Raw genomic sequence first — 16,975 nt, 5'->3', positions numbered from 1 at the left:
CGTCAAAGGGGCAGTCAGCGGATCTTGACAACGAAAACCCCTCACCAGCCCGGAGGCTGACGAGGGGCTTTCGTCGTGCCGCTACAGGCTCAGCCGGTGCACGCCATGGTGGCGTTTTGGGAATCCGGGTCGTTCCGGGTGCAGGTGTGCTGGGGGGCTGACAGGTCACTGACGCGGGTCTGCCAGACGGCGCCCTGCCATTTGGCCTGCGGGGCGCTGGCGTTGTCGAGGAGCTGGGGGTAGCGCAGGACTTCCCACGACGGGAACTTGTCCTTCGCCGTTGTGATGTCGAAACCGGTGAAGGCCTTGTTCTTGTCGTCGTACCCGTGCGGCGTCAGGTACCAAGTCGCGTTGATCCGGCCGAGGTCTCCGAACTGGTAGCCCGGAACATCTACGAACGAGTTGACCGCCGAGATAGATACCTTGATGCCTCCGCCGGCGGCGGGCTCGACCCAGTATTCATTCTGGGGGGTCCGGTCATCCTGGACGACTTCGGCGTGTGAGGTACGGACGAGGGGCTTGGCGTCACGGCATCCGTTCAGCGTGGAGCTGGGGTCATGGACGCAGGAGTGTTCGACGTAGACGCCGACGCGGCCCGTTTCGGTGTCCCACGCGAAGGTCACCTTGGAATCGGCGGCCGGGGCGGTGCTCCACTGTCGGTGATTGCCGATGATGTCGTTCACTGGGTTGTTGTCGGTGGCGATGTAGCCACGTACAACGACGATCCCCCGGTCTCCTCCCTGGGGCAGCAGGTGCGCGGCCTCTTGCAGACCCCCGTTACGCGTACTGCTGCTGGGGGTTAGGTACAGGTCGCGTGCCTGTGTGTACTGCGGGTTGCGAGTCTCCTCGGGAGACCATGCGATGGGGCCCCGCTCGAACATCTGGCTGACGCCCTTGACACCCGGAACCTGGACTTCATCGCTGATGGGGTAGCCGTAGCGGCCGGTCTCCCACTGGGCCATTCCCCAGCGTTCGCCGATGCGACCCCAAACAGGGTGTGCACCGGTGTTGGGGGACCAGTAGACCGAGCCGCCCTGGAAGACCTGGCGTACGCCCTTGCCGTCAGGGAGCCGGGTTTCGTTGCTGGTGGGGTAACCGAGACTGCCGCCTTCCCAGCCGAGCTGCCCCCACTTGTCGCCGATGAGGCCCCAGATCGAGTGGGCCCCGCTGTTGGGGCTCCAGTAGATCGATCCACGCTCGAAGACCTGGCGGGCGCCCCCGTCCTTGGAGACCGGGATTTCCTTGGACTTCGGACAGCCCAGGGAAGCCTGTACGCCCGGCGTCTGCGTATATTCGGTCCAGATGGCCCCGTCGACCGAGAAGCCCTCGTTGCAGAAGACCTCAGCCGATGCGGGAGCAGCCTGAACGCCCAGCAGAAGCACGGCGCTTGAGGCTGTGATGGCGAGGAGCTTGGATGCTCTTGCTCTGATCATGCCGAGCAGTCTCGACGCCTGTAGGTGGTCTGGACAATGAGCCAATGAGACAAAGAGCCCGAATGAGCGACGGTCCGGGCACTCACGGTCTCGGGGAACATCGGTGCAGCGGTTAACGCTAAGCCGGTGATCATGGTCAGACCGGTGTGAGCGCGCTGACGCGGTTCTCGTACTCGCGGCGTGCCTTGCGCTGGGCCGGAACAGTCGGAACGCCCCGGCCCCCGTCGAGCGGCTGGCAGCGGTCGAGGAGCGGGCGGTGGACCGCAGGCACGGCGCTGACGCGGAGGGTGTAGCCCGTGCCGCGTCGTACGGCCTGGCCGTCGTCGAGCGCGGCCCGCTCGGCGGGCTCCAGCTCGGCAGCATGGAGCAAGTCGGCGACCTTGCCCGGCATGTCAAGGGTGACCGGCAGTTCCGGGGCGGGGGCGTCCGGGTCGGCGGCCGTGTGCTCGGGCAGGAGGTCGGCGACAGCCGTGCGGATGGCGCCGCGGCTGACGCCGTGGTCACGGGCGAGGGCGGCGATGGACCGGCCTTCCAGGTATGCGGCGCGCACGGCCTCGGTTGGGGGTGTGGTCGGCGATGACTCGGTACGAACGGCCCCGTACGGTAGTCAGTTGCCGTTGCGGTAGTAGTCCATCGAGATCGTCACCGGACCGCTGCCGGCCACGGTTACCACTCGCACGATCGCGATGTCGTGAGTGCTGCGTGAGCGCACGCAGAAGGCGTGTCCGGCCGGCAGGTCGCCGAAGGCGAGGGCCGTCGCCGGTTGCCGGTCGATGGCCGTCGAGCACTCGGCCGGGGTCGGTCGGCCGCTGGGGGTGATGGAGGCGTCGCTGTCCAACGGGCTCAGGAACCCCTCGGCGTCGTGCCCCACGGCCCACGGGGTGGACCGTGCGGGTGTGAGCGTGCCGGTGCTGATGTCGAAGTCGTAGGAGTCGTCCGGTGCGGTCAGGACCGTCTCGGTGTACGCCGCGGCGTACGTGGCCGTGCTCGCCGCCGCTTCGGGGCTGGTGTCCTCGGCCGATTCCGTGTCTTCGAGCGTGGTCTGGTCGGCTGTGATGACGAGAAGTACGCCGCCGGCCGCACCGCCGAGCGCCATCACCAGTGCCACGACGAGCACTGTCTTCCAGGACACGCCCTTGCGGCGACGGCGGCGGGGGTTGGTCTGCTCGGGTGGCGCCGGAGCGGCAACGGTCGTCGGCGGTGTGGGCAGCGGGGCGGTCGACATCCGGGTCGGGGGGTGCGGGGCATCGAAGGAGCCGGGCGGTGCCTGGGCGGGAACGGAGGCAGGGGAGACGGCCGTGGGACAGTGCTGCCGCAGGTCGCAGCGGCGGGTGATGTCGGCGCTGACCCTCCTGGGCAGCCAGTCGTCGGCGAAGCGCAACTGTCCTCCCACGACGGGGCGGGTGCGGGCGGCCTCGATGAACTCGGCGGGAGTCGGCCGGTCCTCTGGCCGCTTCGCCAGGCAGCGCAGCAGCAGCGCGCGCAGGTCGCCCGGGACGCGGTCGAGACCGGGTTGCTCGTTCACCACTCGGTACAGCACCGCAGTTTCCGGCCCCTCACCGAACGGCGGGGTGCCGCCCGCCACGTAGGCGGCCAGCGCGCCCAGCGCGAAGACGTCCGTCGCGGAGGTGACCGGCCGGCCCAGGGCCTGCTCGGGTGCCATAAAGGCGGGGGAACCGATCCGCAACCCGGTGCCGGTCAGCGCGACGGCGTCAGCCGCGCGGGCGATGCCGAAATCGATCACGCGCGGTCCGTCGGCCGCGAGCAGCACGTTGGCGGGCTTGAGATCCCGGTGCACCACCCCCACGCCGTGGACCGCCTGCAGTGCCTCCGCGACCCCGCCCATCAGGAGCAGCACCGTGCGCACCGGCAGCACGCCGTGTTCCCGTACTACCTGCTGGAGCGAGGGGCCTGGCACGTACGCGGTGGCCAACCAGGGCACCTCGGCGTCCGCACCGGAGTCGATCACCTGTGCGGTGTACAGCCCGTGGATCCGCCGGGCGTTGGCCACCTCGTGCGCGAACCGCCGCCGGAACTCCGGGTCCTGTGCGAACTCCGGCCGGACCGTCTTCAGGGCCACCGGCCGGCCGCCGAGTGTGTAGGACAGGTAGACCCGCCCCATCCCGCCGGCCCCGAGCCGGGCATGCAGCCGGTAGCCGCCCACTTCGCCCGGGTCGTCGGGCTGCAACGGCTGGAAGACCGCCCGCGCGAGCGAGGAGTCCGGGGTCAGATCGGTGGGCATGCGGAGGGTCTCCAGTGGTACGTACGAGCTGTGAGGTGGCTGTTCAGCAGGTCTTCCCGTCCGGGACCGGCTTGAGGTCGAGGAGGTAGGCGTCCACGGCGTCGTCGACGCAGGCGCTGCCGCGGCCGTAGGCGGTGTGGCCCGGCGCCCGGAAGGTGAGCAGCATGCCGCCGGGCAGCTGGGCGGCGAGGTTCTTCGACCACTCGTAGGGCGTGGCCGGGTCGCCGGTGGTGCCGACGACCAGGGCCGGGGGGAGGCCCTCGGCCTGGACGCGGTGCGGCTTCTGCGGTCCGGCGGGCCAGTCCTTGCAGATGAGCTTGGCGAGGACGCCCGAGGTGCCGAAGGCGCCGGCCTCGCGGTTCGCCCGGTCGAGCAGGTCCCAGTAGGGCTGCGGGTCCCTGGGGTGCGGCTGGTCGAGGCAGTTGACGGCGATGAGGGCGTCGGAGGAGTTGCCCGGGGGCTGGTCGTCGGTGGCGCCGGGACCGGATCCGGAGCTGTCGGAGCTGTCGTCCTGAGCCGATATACCGGGGTCGGCGATCTCGGCGAGTTTCGTCCCGTCGCCCTGCTGTGCGGCGCGAAGCGCCTCGGACAGGGGCTGCCACTGGGACTCGGGCGAGTACATCGACATGCTGACGGCGGTGTGCAGCATGGCTTGGTCGAGCCGCTCGTCGGTGCCCTTGATGCGCAGCGGGCGCTTGGAAACCCGCGCGTACAGGTCGGTGATCACCTTGCGGATGCCCTCCGGGGTGGTGGCGGGGCAGGCGCTTCTCACCACGGAGGCGCATTGCCCGGCGTAGTCGTCCACCGATTTCCGGAAGCCCTTGGCCTGCTGGAGGGCCGCCTCGGACCAGTCGAGTGCAGGGTCGACCGCCCCGTCGAGGACGAGGGCCCGCACTCGGCGCGGGAACAGCTCGCCGTAGACGGTGCCGAGGTAGGTGCCGTAGGACCAGCCGAGGTAGCTGAGCTTTTCGTCGCCGAGTGCGGCGCGCAGCACGTCCAGGTCCCGGGCGGCGTCCGGGGTGCCGACATGCGGCAGGATCGCGCTGCTACGGGCCTTGCAGGCGCTGGCAGCGCGTTCGGCGTCCGCGAGCGCGGCCCGGCGATCAGCGTCGGTCCTCGGGTACAGGCTCGTCGACGTGTCGTCAGCGCCGGGTATGGGCTGGTCCTCGGCGGCGGGGTCCGAGGACCCGCAGTCGACGGCCGGTGTGCTGCCGGCCACGCCGCGAGGATCGAAGCTGACGATGTCGAAGCGGGCGCGGGCCCGCTCGCTGAAGGACGACAGACCGCCGGATTTCAGCTGGTCGATCCCGGATTCGCCCGGGCCTCCGGGGTTGAAGACCAGCGAACCGATGCGCCGGGCGGGGTCCGCCGTGACGGCCTTGGCTAGCGGCAGGGTGAAAGTCCGGCCGTCCTTGGGGTGTGCGTAGTCCATGGGGACAGTCAGCGTGGCGCACTGCAGCTCACCGCATCGCGTCCAGGACAGCTTCTGCTGGTAGAAGCCCTGCAGATCGCGCTGCCCGGCAGGATCGACGGATACGGCGCCGGCGCCGGGCGGGCGTGCGTCATCACTGGCCGGGTCGCAGCCGGCGAGTGCCGTCGCGCCGAGTGCGGCCAGGGCCAGGGTCAGGCCGGCGCGCTTGAGGGCCGGGTGGTTCATGGGATTACTCCGTGGGGACTGGTCGGCGCCGGTTCACGGCGTGCGCGGGCACGGGCGTTCAAGCCGGTGCCGTAGAGCAGGGAGGCGGTCGCCCTGCGGCCTGCCCCCCGGACGTGGAGCCGGGTGGGGGTGGGGGGGTCCACGCCCGGGGGTGTCTCAAGTCGCCGCGTGTTCGATTCCGCTGTGACCTGGATGGATGGTCGCTGAGGGAACCTGAGGATTTGATGAGGACGGGCCCGGGGCCTACCTGACGGGCGGGGGCTATCCTGACCGCCGTGCGAGTACTGGTGGTCGAGGACGACGAAGATCTGCGGTTCGCGGTGTCCGCGGCGCTGCGCTCCGAGGGGCTGGCCGTCGACGAGGTCGCCGATCTGCCGGACGCCGACGAGGCGCTTTTCGTCACCGGGTACGACTGTGTGGTGTTCGACCGGGCCCTGCCTTCCGGAGACGCCATCGACTACGTGGACAAGCTGCGGCGCGCCGGGCGGACCGTTCCGGTGCTGTTCCTCACTGCCCGCGACACGGTCGCCGACCGGGTCGCGGGGTTCGCCGTAGGCGGCGACGACTACCTGGTCAAGCCGTTCGCCGTGCCCGAGTTGCTGGCCCGAGTGCACAACCTGTGCCGGCGGGCGGGGGCAGCCCGGCCACCGGTGCAGCACATCGCCGACCTGGAGATCGACACCGCCCGCCGGCAGGTGCACCGGGGCGGCGTGCTGCTGGTCCTGACTCGCAAGGAGTTCGCCGTGCTGGAACTCCTCGCCGCCCGGGCGGACCAGGCCGTACCGCGCGCCGAGCTGATCGAGAAGTGCTGGGACGAGATGGCCGAACCGAGCTCCAACGTCGTCGAGGTGCTGGTTTCCCAGCTGCGCCGCAAGCTCGGCGACCCAGCGCTGATCCACACCGTCCGAGGAGTGGGCTACCGCCTGGCACCGTTCACGACCGACCGCGCATGACGGCGGCCGAGGCCCGCGCCCGCCGGCTGCGCCGACGGCTTACCGCTCTGTTCACCCTGACCAGCGCGGTCGGGCTGATCGCCCTCGCGGCGTTCGCCATCCGCACCGACGACAACTCCTGGCGCAACCAGCTCGACGACGCACTCAACCTCCAGACCAGCCGTGCGATCGCGCTACTGGGCACGGACGAGAACGGCGAGCTCGACGTCCAGGCGCTGAAGGACGGCATAGAGACCGAGTGCCCTCTGCTCACCGTGGTGGCCACGAAGACGAACAAGCCCACTATCGTCTACCAACCGCGCCGGGCCTGCGTAGGGCCGCAGAACGAGGACATCGAGGAGGCGGCCGCCGCAGCCGTGAAGGAGGGCGAGGCGACCGCCACGGACGCCCTGAGCGTGGAAGGCCAGGAGATCCGCCTGGTTGCCGAGCCCTACGCGGCAGCCGACGGTGCAGCACCGGCGGGTGCGCTGGTCGCCGCAGCGGACATGTCCGCGGACCAGGCCGCGCACCGGCGGCTGACGCTGCTCCTGATCGGCGGCTGCGCCGGCCTGGTGGCCCTGTCCGCCGCGGCCGGACACCTGCTCTCCGGACGTGCGATCCGACCCGCGCTGACGGCACTGCTCCAGCAGGAGGAGTTCCTCGCTGATGCGGCCCATGACCTGCGTACCCCGGCCGCCTCGCTGCGCATCCTCGCGGAGACCGCACTGCGCGACGACGCAAGCCGGGACGCCGCGCTGGAAAGGACGGTGCGTCTGGCAGACCGGATGGGCGACCTCATCGACGGCCTGCTCACCCGCGCCCGGATAGCGGCAGGCGTCAGCGCCCCGGACCGCCAGCCCATGCGCCTGGACCAGCTCGTCGAAGCGGTCGTCGACGACACCGAGACCGGCGAGCACCGCGTGACCGTACGCACCGAACCGGTCGTCGTGGTCGCGGATCCCGACCTCCTGCGGCGGGCGGTGGCCAACCTGCTCGGCAACGCCCTCGTCCACGGCCACACCCCCGGCCGGCCTGCGGAGGTCGACCTCACCGTGACCGCCGACGGCATGCTGACCGTCGACGACGCAGGGCCGGGTGTACCCCGGGAACTGGCCGACTCGCTCTTCCAGCGTTTCCGCAGCGGCTCCGCCTCCGGCTCCAGTGGCCTCGGCCTCTCCATCGCTTCCTGGGTCGCCCACGCCCACGGCGGCACCCTCGACGTCGCCACCAGCCCTAGCGGCGGCGCCCGCTTCACCCTCCACCTGGCGCCACGGACGAAGTAGCGCGTCCCGAGCTGCTGGCACAAGGGTGTCCTTCCGTCGGATCTTGGTACCTCCGGCGGCGGGCATGTCTATGCCGTTTGGTCCAGGTTTCTTGACGATCGTGGGCCGGCCTAGGCTGCGACAGTCGTCCAAGACCGGCGCGGCAAGGAAGGGCGGCCGGCGAAGTAGTCCTCCTGAGCCTTCTCGACCAAGGGCAGCCGACGGCGCATCGCAGGCAGGCCCCGCAGCGGCAGGAGCATGAGCTGCTGGTGTTCCAGGTTGTTGTAATGGCCGATGAGTATCGTCTCGGCCCGGTCCGGGTCCTCGGGCGCTTCGGCAAGGACTGTGCGCACCATTGTCAGTGCCAAGTGATCGTGGAAGATCCAGTGCTTGTCGCTGAGCAGGTCATAGAAGGCGTCGACAGTTGCGGTGAGCTCCCGCATCTCCCGTTCGATCGCCTTGATCCTCGCCCTCATCGGCCACGCGAACACGCGCAGAGCCTTGAGCTGCCGTTCCGATTCCAGGAACGAGGGGAGATCACGAGCCGAAGCGTAGGACATGGGTCGAATCGTACGAACTACTGGTGACAACGGCGTCAGGGTTTCTCTACCGGCGCCGTTCCCAGCATGCGAGGGGACCGTGCTCGGCGTTGCCCAGCTCGCGCCTCTGTTGTACTCCCGCAGGCATGGGTTCGCGCAGTCGCCGAACCATCCCCTGCGCAACTCTTGCCGGACGGCAAACCTCGGTACCCCTCAGCGGCTTCAGGGGGGACGGCCCGTATCGGTGCCTCTTCGCGGTGGTGGGGATCGGCGGCGGCTCGTTCAGGTCCTGCGCGGGCAAGGGGATCACCGGCTTTAGCCGCCTCGGATTGGCGTCATGCCGGGGAACCGCGATCAGCCGGTGTCCCTCTCCCGCCGGTGGATACCGTACGACTTGTTCGGTTGTGGACAGGCGGCGGGCCTTCAGGCCGGACGCGTGCTGCAAGGCGTGACAGTGCCTCGGGCCGGTCGTTGAACCCGGAAGTCAAGCGCGAGCGCATGGTGCTCACGGGCTTCCGCGCTGGTCCTGGTGCCGTGGCCGGGGCAGCCAGACCGAAACAGGGGTACGCATCGTGAATGGGTTGTCGACTGCCTCGGTTCGCCCGTGGGTGTTCACGCAAGCTGAACAGACCGGTCCCGCTGCGGTTAGGCGGATGGTCACCGTGACACCGGGCATGTGCGGCTCCCTGAAGGCCCCGCCCTCACCGCCCGCTACAACGTCATCACCCTCGTTCACCGACGCCGCCCCCCTGGCGCCGCCACATGTCTGGAAGGCGACCTCACCCGGCCGGGGCTGGGTCTGGAGGCGGACGTGCACCGTGAACTGGCGCACCGCATCGACGCCATCGTGCACTGCGCCGCACTGACCGACTTCGCGCCGCCGGACCTGAACTCCTTCACCGACGTCAACGTCGAAGGGACCCGGCGGATCCTGCGCGCATCCAGGGTCCGCGCCGTCCCGTCGAGGTCAGTGGCCCGACAGAACGCACACAGCAGAGTCTTCGGAGGCAGAAGAAAGCTCACTGCCGAACAACTCGCCGCCATCGACGCGCTGGGCGTGGACCGGGCGTAGATCCCCGGTGCGCGAGCACGCCCCGTCGACGCACGGCCCGCCCCGGCACGGTCGCCGTCAGCCGACGTGCGCGGCCTCTGCACGGCCTCGGTGTAGCGCCGCGCAGCGGATGCCGCCGCCGGGGTGCCACTCATCACCGGGCCGGCTGCGTCCCCGTGTTCGGCGCACCAGGACACCGGGACCAGGCCCGCGCAGCCGTACCGACGGCACGCACACCCCTCCCCCGAGCCGGCGTAGGGCACGCCGTGGCGGACCACCCCGCCCGCCGACCCCTCCGCGGCCGAAGTCACGCACACAGGAATAGGCAACCCCATGACAGCCACCCACCACCGTGGTAGCCACCTCATGGCAGCAGCCTGGTCACTCGATGGCAGCCAAGATCATCACCACTACAGGGTGAGAGCAGGGACAACCGTGCCGCCCCGGCTGACACCCAACCACTGCCACCCAGCCCCCCATTCACAGGCGCCGCAGCTCGCCCTGTGGCACGGCCGGGGTGCGGTCACCGTCTACGCCACCTACGCCTCCCTGCCCGTCATCGCCGAGGCGCACCGCGGGGAGTACGGGTTGGCGATGGAGGCCTTCGACCTGGTGGTCGTGGACGGGGCGCACCGCACGAGCGGGTCGGCCGGGAAGGCGTGGGCGGACGTGCACCGCCAGGAGGTGATCCCTGCGCGGCGCCGGCTGTACATGACGGCCACCCCCCGGATCTGGGCGGAACGGCCGCCCAGGACGCGGGCGCAGGAGCTGGAGCAGGCGGCCGAGCGGCGCCGGGAAGAGGAGGAGCGGCGGAAGAAGGCGGAGGCCGAGGGGCGGAGGTATGTGCCGCGGTCCCGGTGGGACCGGCTCCCGAAGGACATGGCCTGTTCCATGGACGACACCAGGGTGTTCGGGCCGGTGGTCTACGAGCTGTCGCTCGCCGACGCCATCGCCCGGGGGCTCCTGGCGCGGTATTGGGGGCTCCTGGCGCGGTATAAGGTCGTGGTCGCCGAGCTGGTCGACCCGGTCGTGACCCCGGCCCGGCTCTACAGCGAGGAACGGCACGAGGAGCGGCTGCGCGGGCAGCGCCTCGCGGCCGTGCAGACCACCCTGCTGGAGACGATGGCCGAGCACGACCTGAAGACGACCATCACCTTCCACCACCGGACCGTGGAGGCGCAGGCCTTCGCCGAGGGCCTGGAGCGGGTCGCCAGCCGGCTGCACGCCGTCGATCCGGTCAGGCACCCGGCCAAGGTGTGGACGGGGTGGCTGCGCGGGGAGCACGAGGCGGAGCACCGGGCCGGCGTGCTCGCCGACTTCGGCCGCCGGGCCGGGCGCGCCGTGCTCGCGAATTGTCGTGTTCTCGGGGAGGGCGTTGATATCCGGGCGGTTGATTCAGTGGCCCTGATCGACCCCAAGGGGTCCGCCGTCGACATCGTCCAGGCCATCGGCCGGGCCCTGCGGCAGAAGCCCGGGGAAGGGAAAATGGCGACCCTGATTGTTCCCGTCTTTCTGCGGGAAGACGAGAGTCCCGAGGACATTCTCACCTCGAAATCGTATGGGCCCCTTATTCGGGTTTTGAATGGGCTTCGGGCACCCGATGAGCGCGCCGTGGAAATGCTGGCAATTCCCCAGGAGAACCAGAAGCGCATCGTGCAGCCGTCGCCGCTGGTCGGGAAGGCGCCCGCCGAGGGTGCGGAGGAGAACCGACTGCTGCTCCGGTTCGCGGCCCCCCGGGACCCGGCGCTGATCGCGAAGTGGATCAGCTACCAGGTGTTCAACACTGAGCGGCAGGATTGGCGTCGGGGCGTGGAGGCCGCGTTCCGGTACCGGGAGCGCGAGGGGGACCTCCAGGTGCCCAACGAGCACGCCGAGGGCCCGTACCCGCTGGGGCGGTGGCTCTCCGACCAGCGCCGCACCTTCCGCGCCGGACAGATGACCGGGGAACGGGCCGCCGAGCTGGAGGAGCTCGGGATCGTGTGGGACACCGCCGATGCCGCCTTCGAGCAGAACCTCGCCGCCGCGCGGGCCTACCACCGGCTGCACGGCACCCTGGCCGCCCCGCGGGGCGCGGCGATCCTCGACGTCCAGATCGGGCAGTGGCTCACCAACGTCCGCCGGCCGGGCGGGCTCGGGAAGGACCCGGTGCGCGCCGAGCGGCGGGCGGCGGCCCTGGCCGCGATCGACGAGGCCTGGAACCCCGCGACGCTGGGGTGGACGGTGGACTGGCAGCGGCACTGCGCCTCCCTCGCCCAGCTCGTCGGCGAAGGGGCCCGCCTCAAGGCCGTCACCCCCGGGGTGACCCGGCACGGCGAGGACGTCGGTCGGTGGCTGGCCGCCCAACGCCGAGACTGGGGGCGACTGAACGAGGAGCAGCAGGCCCGGCTCGCCGCGCTCGGAGTCGCCCCGGCGCGGGTCGTACGGGCCCGCCAGGCGCCCGCGAAGACCAGGACGGCCACAGGGTCCGGGCGCGGCGCAGCGGCCTTTGAGACCGGCATCCAGGCCTTGGCGCAGTACGTCGAGCGGGAAGGCGGCGGCCTGCCCGGCCGCCAGCACGTCGAGCACCTGCCCGGAGCGGTCCACCGCACCGGGGTGTGGCTCGCCAACCAGCGCCAGCGCCGCGACCGGCTCGACGCCGGGCAACTGCGGGCGCTGGCCGAACTCGGGGTCGACTGGGCGGGGTCTGTGTGAGATCCCGAGATCCGCCGCCGCAGCCGAAGGTCACCGCGTACGGCCTGCCGACGCCGCGTCTCGTTCGCCCTTCTACGACTGCTTGCGCGACACCGACCCCCTGACTTCCCATCACCTATCCGACCTGCACGGTTCCCCTATATGGGAACCGTGTATCACTCCGGGACCCACCGTTCCCGGATTCGGGAACCGCTTGCCTGCTGCTGGCGGCCGGAGGCTCGCCGGGCTCAGGCAGGTAGACGGCGCCCCGGGTCCGGGTGCGGGAGCCGTCACCCTCACCTCGTACGCCCCGCGCCCCTGGCTGGTGCCGCCTGCTGGTGGTGGGCGGGGACGGCGGCTGCGATCGGGGCCTGCTGTCCGGGGGCCGCGGCGGCGGGTGTGGTGGTGGAGCGGGTGAGCACCAGCCGTACCGGTGAGTGTCCGTGCGGCGGCATAGGCGTTCACGGTCATGGCATGGCGAGGGCGGCCTCCACGGTGGATGCCATGGTGAGTACTCCGTCCGCGCCTGTTATTTCCAGCAGCGACAGCAGCTGCTTCTGGGGGGCGGCGACTCTCAGGGTCGTGATCTTGTGGGTGTTCAGGAGCAGGTTGAGGAACGAGGAGTCGCCGAAGCTGATCTGGGAGGCATCCAGGACGACCACATCGTGTGTCCGGGCGGCGGTTTGGAGGGCTTCGGCGAGCGGGCCGAGGGTGTCCATGTCCATGTCGCCGCGCCCGGTGACCACCGTCAGCCGTGCGGTCTTCTGCGTGTCGTCCATACGGTGAGCATGCCCAATGACCTCTGGTTGGCCAAACCCCATCGGGTTACTGGCCAGGGCAATGACGCACGGGTCGACGTCAGCGTCCACGCCCAGTACGACACCGGGCCCTGGTCCACGGCGTCTCCTACGGGGTGATCGTGGTCTGCAGCCCGCCGACCGTAGCCGCGCGGCGGCGGGCCGGGAGGCATTTCACCGCGTGGTCCACCCCGCAGAACAGGTCCGAGACAGCGATGCCGTAGTGCGCGGACAGCCGGTCGAGGTCGGCCAGCGTCCACGACGACCCCCCGGACTCCCCCGACTGCTTGCGCGATACCTGCCCCTGACTCAGCTTCAGGCCTCGGCCCAGGTCGGCCTGCGACTCCCCCGTCGCGTACATCAGGGCCGCGACCGTCAGCCGCAGCAGGGCCTCTGAACTCGACATCTGGGCAACTCCCATCATCTATGCACTGGTTGCATACAGGGTAGTCGGCCGCGGCCCGCGCCGAGGCAGCACTCCGCGCGGCGGTGTCGAGGCCCGACATCTTCCCGGCCCTGACACCAACGAGCACACGCAACGTGCCCGAAGACAGAGCCCGGACACCTCTCCGGGACGTACCCGAAGACCCCCTTCACGCCCCCGGCCCATGCCGGGGGCTTCGTCGTGCTGCCCGCAGGAGGCCCCGCGTGCCCACCTACGGGATCCTCACCTCCTTCACCGCCGACCTCAAACGCCTCACCCCCGGCCAGCGCCGGCGGTTCCTCCACGTCGTCAGGGAGGCCTTCGTCCCGGACCTGCGCATCGGGTGCCTGCGCCCCGGACTGCGGGTGAAGGGCGTACGGGGTGCTCCCGGCGTCTTCGAACTCACCTGGGCACCCGACGGCCGCGCGACCTTCGCCTACGGCCGCCAGCGCCACCACGGCCGCCACATCATCTGGCGCCGCGTCGGCAGCCACGACATCCTGCACCGGCCCTGAGCCGCACCGCCGCGGCCCCGCCCGGCACCCGCATCAACCGCCGGGCACGGCCCGGAGTGTCCGCTGACACTGAAGTTGGACCGTTTGCCACCGAAGTAGGGCCGCTGGCCTGGCGGCTTCCGTTGATGCCGAAACCTGAGGCAGTAGGCACCAGAGCCTTGCTCGTCGTTCCCGAGCCGAACGTGCTGCCGATCATGTATGTCGGCATGGCTGTGAACGTCAAGGTCGCAGATGCTTGAGGGTGAACTCGGGCAGGGCGTAGGGGCCGGCCTGGGGCGCGGCCGGGTCGATCGGGACCTCTGCTGCGGGGATGTCCGCCGCATGGTGTTCGGCGTTGTCCACGGGGGTGTAGGCCAGTTCCGCAGCGTCGGTGAGTTCCCAGAAGCGGCGGCTGTTGGCGGAGACGGCGTAGGCGGTGGTGAAGCGGGCGGAGAGCGGTGCGGTCAGGGCGGCCCGGATGTAGCCGACGGCGTCGCGCGGGCTCAGCCAGGTCGCCAGGTGCCGGAATTCGGTGGGCACATGCTCAAAGCTGCCGATGCGCAGGCTGACGACGGACAGGCCGAACTTGTCGGCATACAGGCGTCCGAGCGCTTCGACAGCGACTTTGCTCACCCCGTAGAGCCCGTCAGGGCGTACCGGCTCCTGGGGGCGGGTGAGGTGCGCGACAGGGTAGAAGCCGGTGACACGATTGCTGCTCGCCAGCACCACCCGCTCGATTCCTATGCGCCGCGCCGCCTCCAGGACGTGGTGCGTGCCGAGCACATTGGTTTCGAGCAGATCGGACAGAGGCGCCTCGTCGGGTATCCCGCCCAGGTGCAGCACCCGGTCGGCTCCCGCAAGGGCTGACTCCACAGCGGCGGCGTCCCGCAGATCCACGGTGCGCACATCCTCGTTCTCGGCCTCCTGACGCAGCGGCACCCGGTCGAGCAGGATCAACCGCCCCGCCTCGCCTCGCAGCGCCTCCCGCGCCACGGAGCCGATGGTGCCCGCCGCCCCCGTTACAGCCACTGTTCCCAGATTCACTGCGTCTCCCCTGATGTCGACAACCCGGGCATCTTCGCTCCCGTTGATCCACTCGGCAAGGCGCGTTTCCGCAGGATGCGGCATCGGCCTCGACAGGAGGGGTGGTCGGGTAGCCGGATCACAGTTGAGCCGAAGCACGGTGGTTGTCACCAGAAGGCCGGTTCAGCCTGCGCGTTTCACGCTGCGCGGCAAGACATCTGTCACCAGAGAGGCACGTTATTCGTCATCAACCGGGGCTCCGCAGCTGTGATGTCACCCATCAGGTCCCGGCGGGCCTCCGTCCGGTGAAGGCGATCCTCAGCTGGTGATTGTGCTTGGCATGCCTAAGGACCTCGCCACTGACGTGGGTACCGACCTGGGGCAGTTCAGCATCACGAGGCATCGTCGTGATCTCGACCAGGCCGATTGCGTCCTGGACACCGTCGAGGCGGAGGAAGACGCCGAAGGGTTGCCGACCGATGACTTCGCCGGTCACCGGGGTTCCCACAGGAAGCGCCGCACACATCGCTGGCCAGGCGGCTTGGGCCCGCGCGCCGACGTTGATGCCGTCGCCGGGCCAGGAGTACTCATTCATCCCCGAAAGCTTCCCTTCAGCATCTCTGAGCAGGCGGACGTGACAACCAGCGTGCGCTTGTGACAACTATCGCGCCTCGGCTCAACAGTAGGGCGGACACCCGCCGTCCCGGCACGAGGTCAGTAGCCGACGTCGACGTAGTCGATGTCCGTGAACTCGACGACGAGGTCGCCCGCGCGGCGGCCACTGTCCTTGAAATACGCCTCCTGCAGCGCTTCGGCCGCGATCCGCTTGAGCGCAGCCTCCGATGCCCCGGATTCCTGCGCGGCGAGCAGGCGGGACGCGTACTCGGGCGGGACATGCTGGGTGATCCGCCGCATCCGACCATCGTCGGTCGTGCCCGGCGCGGCGGTGAAGCCGAACCGGGCGCGGGTCTCGATGACGAGTCCGGTGCGCTTGGCCGCCAAGTCGCGAGCGCGCTTCTTCACCAGCTCTACGGCTGCCGCTGACGAGAGCGCCCACCCCGCACCCCTACGGGTGGACATCCTGGTCACCGGCCCGCATCCGGAGGACCCTGGAGACGTGGTCAAAAAGAGCATTTCCCGGTGCGACCAACGCGGGGCGCTCCCCCCGGAGTCCAGGACATCGCGACGATTCTGCTCGGGTACCAGCCGCACGAAAGCCTGGCGGCAGGCGCGCGCCCGCTGGGCGGCGATCGACGCCGGCGGGGAGGCGCTGCGCGCGCTACTCGCAGGCCGGCGTCACCCCTGCCCCCCTTTCGAGTGCCCGCAGTGCGGTGCGACCTGGTACGCCAGTGACACACCGTTCGGCCGGCGGAAACGGTCGGACAGCGTGTACTGCTCGTCGCGCTGCAGAACGCGGGCCTGGCGCGAACGGGATTCGCGTTCAGGAAGCGTCACCGTGACGCCTCCTGGTGACGGTAAGACGCCCGCCCTCCGGCGACGCCGCGTCGTCGCAGAACAACTGTCCTGTGCCGTCGAACCTGGACCGAATGCCACTGAAGTTGGACGGCCGGTGGTTCTGTGACAGCGAAGTCGGGCCGGGCTGGTGCTCCTGAGTGATCGCTACGCCAGATTCCCGGTTTCCGTCCGGGGCTCCTGGTCCGTGCCGGACCCGACGTCAAGGAGGGCGACCGCGATGCGTTCGTTCTTCCGCCGGCGCCGGGGATGACGTCCGAGATGCTCACGCGCGGCGGTCAGGGTCTCGGCCGAGGGGATGGCACCGCGGCCGAGCAGGCGGTGCACCATCTCTTCCTGCCCGAACCCGACCGCCAGTCCAGGGCCGTCTTCTGCTTCATCACTGCGTTGATGTCCACCCCGCGGTCCAGCAGCAGGTCTACGGTCTGCGGGTGCCCCGTGTCGCCGGTCGTGGCGGCCAGCACCAGTGGTACGTAGCCCAGTCGGCCCTGGGCTCCGGTACGGGCACCGGCATCGAGAAGAACCCCGACGACCGCCGTGTGCCCCTGGCTCGCCGCCAGGCACAGCGGTGTCGATTCCTGGTACTCACCTACCCGCTGCTCCAGATCGGCCCCTGCTGCGACGAGCCGGCGGGCAGTATCGGCGTGTCCCTGCTCCACCGCCTGGTCCAGCGCCGTACGCCCATCACGGTTCGGCTCGTCCACCATGGCACCCTGCCCCAGCAGCCGGGCTACCGCGATCACGTCGCCGGCGCCCGCCGACTTCACCAGTTGATCCGCGATGTCCATACCTCGATCATTCCCGGCCTCCTGGCCGCGGGAACACCGGGTCGCCCAACAGTTCGATTCGCCTGCCATCGAGGCGGAGCCGCGAAACTGCGAACTCCGGTCCGCCACCTTTGCTGTCACACGATCACCAGTCGTCTAGTGCCGTGACCGGGAAGGTTCGCCGGGTTGCTCGTTGTGCTGGTTGGAAATG

The 16,975-nt window shown here is 70.1% G+C and carries 16 protein-coding genes; 5 read left to right on the top strand and 11 right to left on the bottom strand.

Going from position 1 to position 16,975, the window contains the following annotated elements:
* Positions 1-89: 89 nt before the first annotated feature.
* The 4 genes from ABZY31_RS28275 to ABZY31_RS28260 form a co-directional block, all read right to left on the bottom strand.
* Positions 90-1,382, bottom strand: a complete 1,293-nt coding sequence (locus ABZY31_RS28275; protein WP_356415728.1) for a hypothetical protein — start codon at positions 1,380-1,382, stop codon at positions 90-92.
* 187 nt (positions 1,383-1,569) lie between these two features.
* Entirely contained in the window at positions 1,570-1,983 is a 414-nt protein-coding gene (locus ABZY31_RS28270) for a resolvase (RefSeq protein WP_356415725.1), read from the bottom strand.
* Positions 1,984-2,040: 57 nt separating this feature from the next.
* Positions 2,041-3,675 (bottom strand): serine/threonine-protein kinase, encoded by a 1,635-nt coding sequence (locus tag ABZY31_RS28265; RefSeq protein ID WP_356415722.1) that lies wholly within the window; start codon positions 3,673-3,675, stop codon positions 2,041-2,043.
* 43 nt (positions 3,676-3,718) lie between these two features.
* Positions 3,719-5,332: an alpha/beta hydrolase gene (locus ABZY31_RS28260; RefSeq protein ID WP_356415719.1), complete on the bottom strand. Its 1,614-nt coding sequence runs from the start codon at positions 5,330-5,332 to the stop codon at positions 3,719-3,721.
* 275 nt (positions 5,333-5,607) lie between these two features.
* On the opposite strand from ABZY31_RS28260, the gene ABZY31_RS28255 reads away from it, so the two are divergent.
* Together ABZY31_RS28255 and ABZY31_RS28250 are read left to right on the top strand one after the other, a co-directional pair.
* The gene (locus tag ABZY31_RS28255; protein WP_356415717.1) at positions 5,608-6,285 is read left to right on the top strand and encodes a response regulator transcription factor; all 678 of its coding nucleotides are present in this window, start codon (positions 5,608-5,610) and stop codon (positions 6,283-6,285) included.
* Positions 6,282-7,547: a HAMP domain-containing sensor histidine kinase gene (locus ABZY31_RS28250; RefSeq protein ID WP_356415714.1), complete on the top strand. Its 1,266-nt coding sequence runs from the start codon at positions 6,282-6,284 to the stop codon at positions 7,545-7,547. The genes ABZY31_RS28255 and ABZY31_RS28250 overlap by 4 nt, the downstream gene beginning before the upstream one ends.
* A gap of 110 nt (positions 7,548-7,657) precedes the next feature.
* Here ABZY31_RS28250 and ABZY31_RS28245 read toward each other — a convergent pair whose 3' ends face one another.
* Positions 7,658-8,086 carry a hypothetical protein gene (locus ABZY31_RS28245; RefSeq protein ID WP_356415711.1) on the bottom strand — a complete coding sequence of 143 codons (429 nt, stop codon included), beginning with the start codon at positions 8,084-8,086 and terminating at the stop codon, positions 7,658-7,660.
* A gap of 655 nt (positions 8,087-8,741) precedes the next feature.
* On the opposite strand from ABZY31_RS28245, the gene ABZY31_RS28240 reads away from it, so the two are divergent.
* A complete protein-coding gene (locus tag ABZY31_RS28240) occupies positions 8,742-9,137 on the top strand; it encodes an SDR family oxidoreductase (protein WP_356415708.1) in 396 nt (131 codons plus the stop codon).
* 396 nt (positions 9,138-9,533) lie between these two features.
* Positions 9,534-11,807 carry a Helicase associated domain protein gene (locus tag ABZY31_RS28235; RefSeq protein WP_356415705.1) on the top strand — a complete coding sequence of 758 codons (2,274 nt, stop codon included), beginning with the start codon at positions 9,534-9,536 and terminating at the stop codon, positions 11,805-11,807.
* Between the two features lie 446 nt (positions 11,808-12,253).
* Here ABZY31_RS28235 and ABZY31_RS28230 read toward each other — a convergent pair whose 3' ends face one another.
* Both ABZY31_RS28230 and ABZY31_RS28225 read right to left on the bottom strand, forming a co-directional pair.
* On the bottom strand, positions 12,254-12,565 hold the full coding sequence (locus tag ABZY31_RS28230) for an STAS domain-containing protein (RefSeq protein WP_356415703.1): 312 nt from the start codon (positions 12,563-12,565) through the stop codon (positions 12,254-12,256).
* A 127-nt stretch (positions 12,566-12,692) separates the two neighbouring features.
* Positions 12,693-12,989 (bottom strand): helix-turn-helix domain-containing protein, encoded by a 297-nt coding sequence (locus ABZY31_RS28225; RefSeq protein ID WP_356415700.1) that lies wholly within the window; start codon positions 12,987-12,989, stop codon positions 12,693-12,695.
* Between the two features lie 242 nt (positions 12,990-13,231).
* On the opposite strand from ABZY31_RS28225, the gene ABZY31_RS28220 reads away from it, so the two are divergent.
* Positions 13,232-13,522, top strand: a complete 291-nt coding sequence (locus ABZY31_RS28220; RefSeq protein ID WP_356415697.1) for a hypothetical protein — start codon at positions 13,232-13,234, stop codon at positions 13,520-13,522.
* Between the two features lie 219 nt (positions 13,523-13,741).
* Here ABZY31_RS28220 and ABZY31_RS28215 read toward each other — a convergent pair whose 3' ends face one another.
* The 4 genes from ABZY31_RS28215 to ABZY31_RS28200 form a co-directional block, all read right to left on the bottom strand.
* Positions 13,742-14,545: an NAD(P)-dependent oxidoreductase gene (locus ABZY31_RS28215; protein WP_356415694.1), complete on the bottom strand. Its 804-nt coding sequence runs from the start codon at positions 14,543-14,545 to the stop codon at positions 13,742-13,744.
* Between the two features lie 259 nt (positions 14,546-14,804).
* Positions 14,805-15,119 (bottom strand): hypothetical protein, encoded by a 315-nt coding sequence (locus tag ABZY31_RS28210; RefSeq protein WP_356415691.1) that lies wholly within the window; start codon positions 15,117-15,119, stop codon positions 14,805-14,807.
* A gap of 119 nt (positions 15,120-15,238) precedes the next feature.
* Positions 15,239-15,547, bottom strand: a complete 309-nt coding sequence (locus tag ABZY31_RS28205; RefSeq protein ID WP_356415688.1) for a hypothetical protein — start codon at positions 15,545-15,547, stop codon at positions 15,239-15,241.
* A gap of 728 nt (positions 15,548-16,275) precedes the next feature.
* Complete coding sequence (locus ABZY31_RS28200) at positions 16,276-16,785, bottom strand: ankyrin repeat domain-containing protein (protein ID WP_356415686.1); 510 nt, start codon at positions 16,783-16,785, stop codon at positions 16,276-16,278.
* Positions 16,786-16,975 lie beyond the last annotated feature (190 nt).

The sequence above is a fragment of the Streptomyces sp. NPDC006529 genome (assembly GCF_040611795.1).
In the GTDB taxonomy this organism is placed as follows: domain Bacteria; phylum Actinomycetota; class Actinomycetes; order Streptomycetales; family Streptomycetaceae; genus Streptomyces.
Note: the sequence above shows the minus strand (reverse complement) of the source record. Positions and strands in the feature narration are given on the sequence as shown.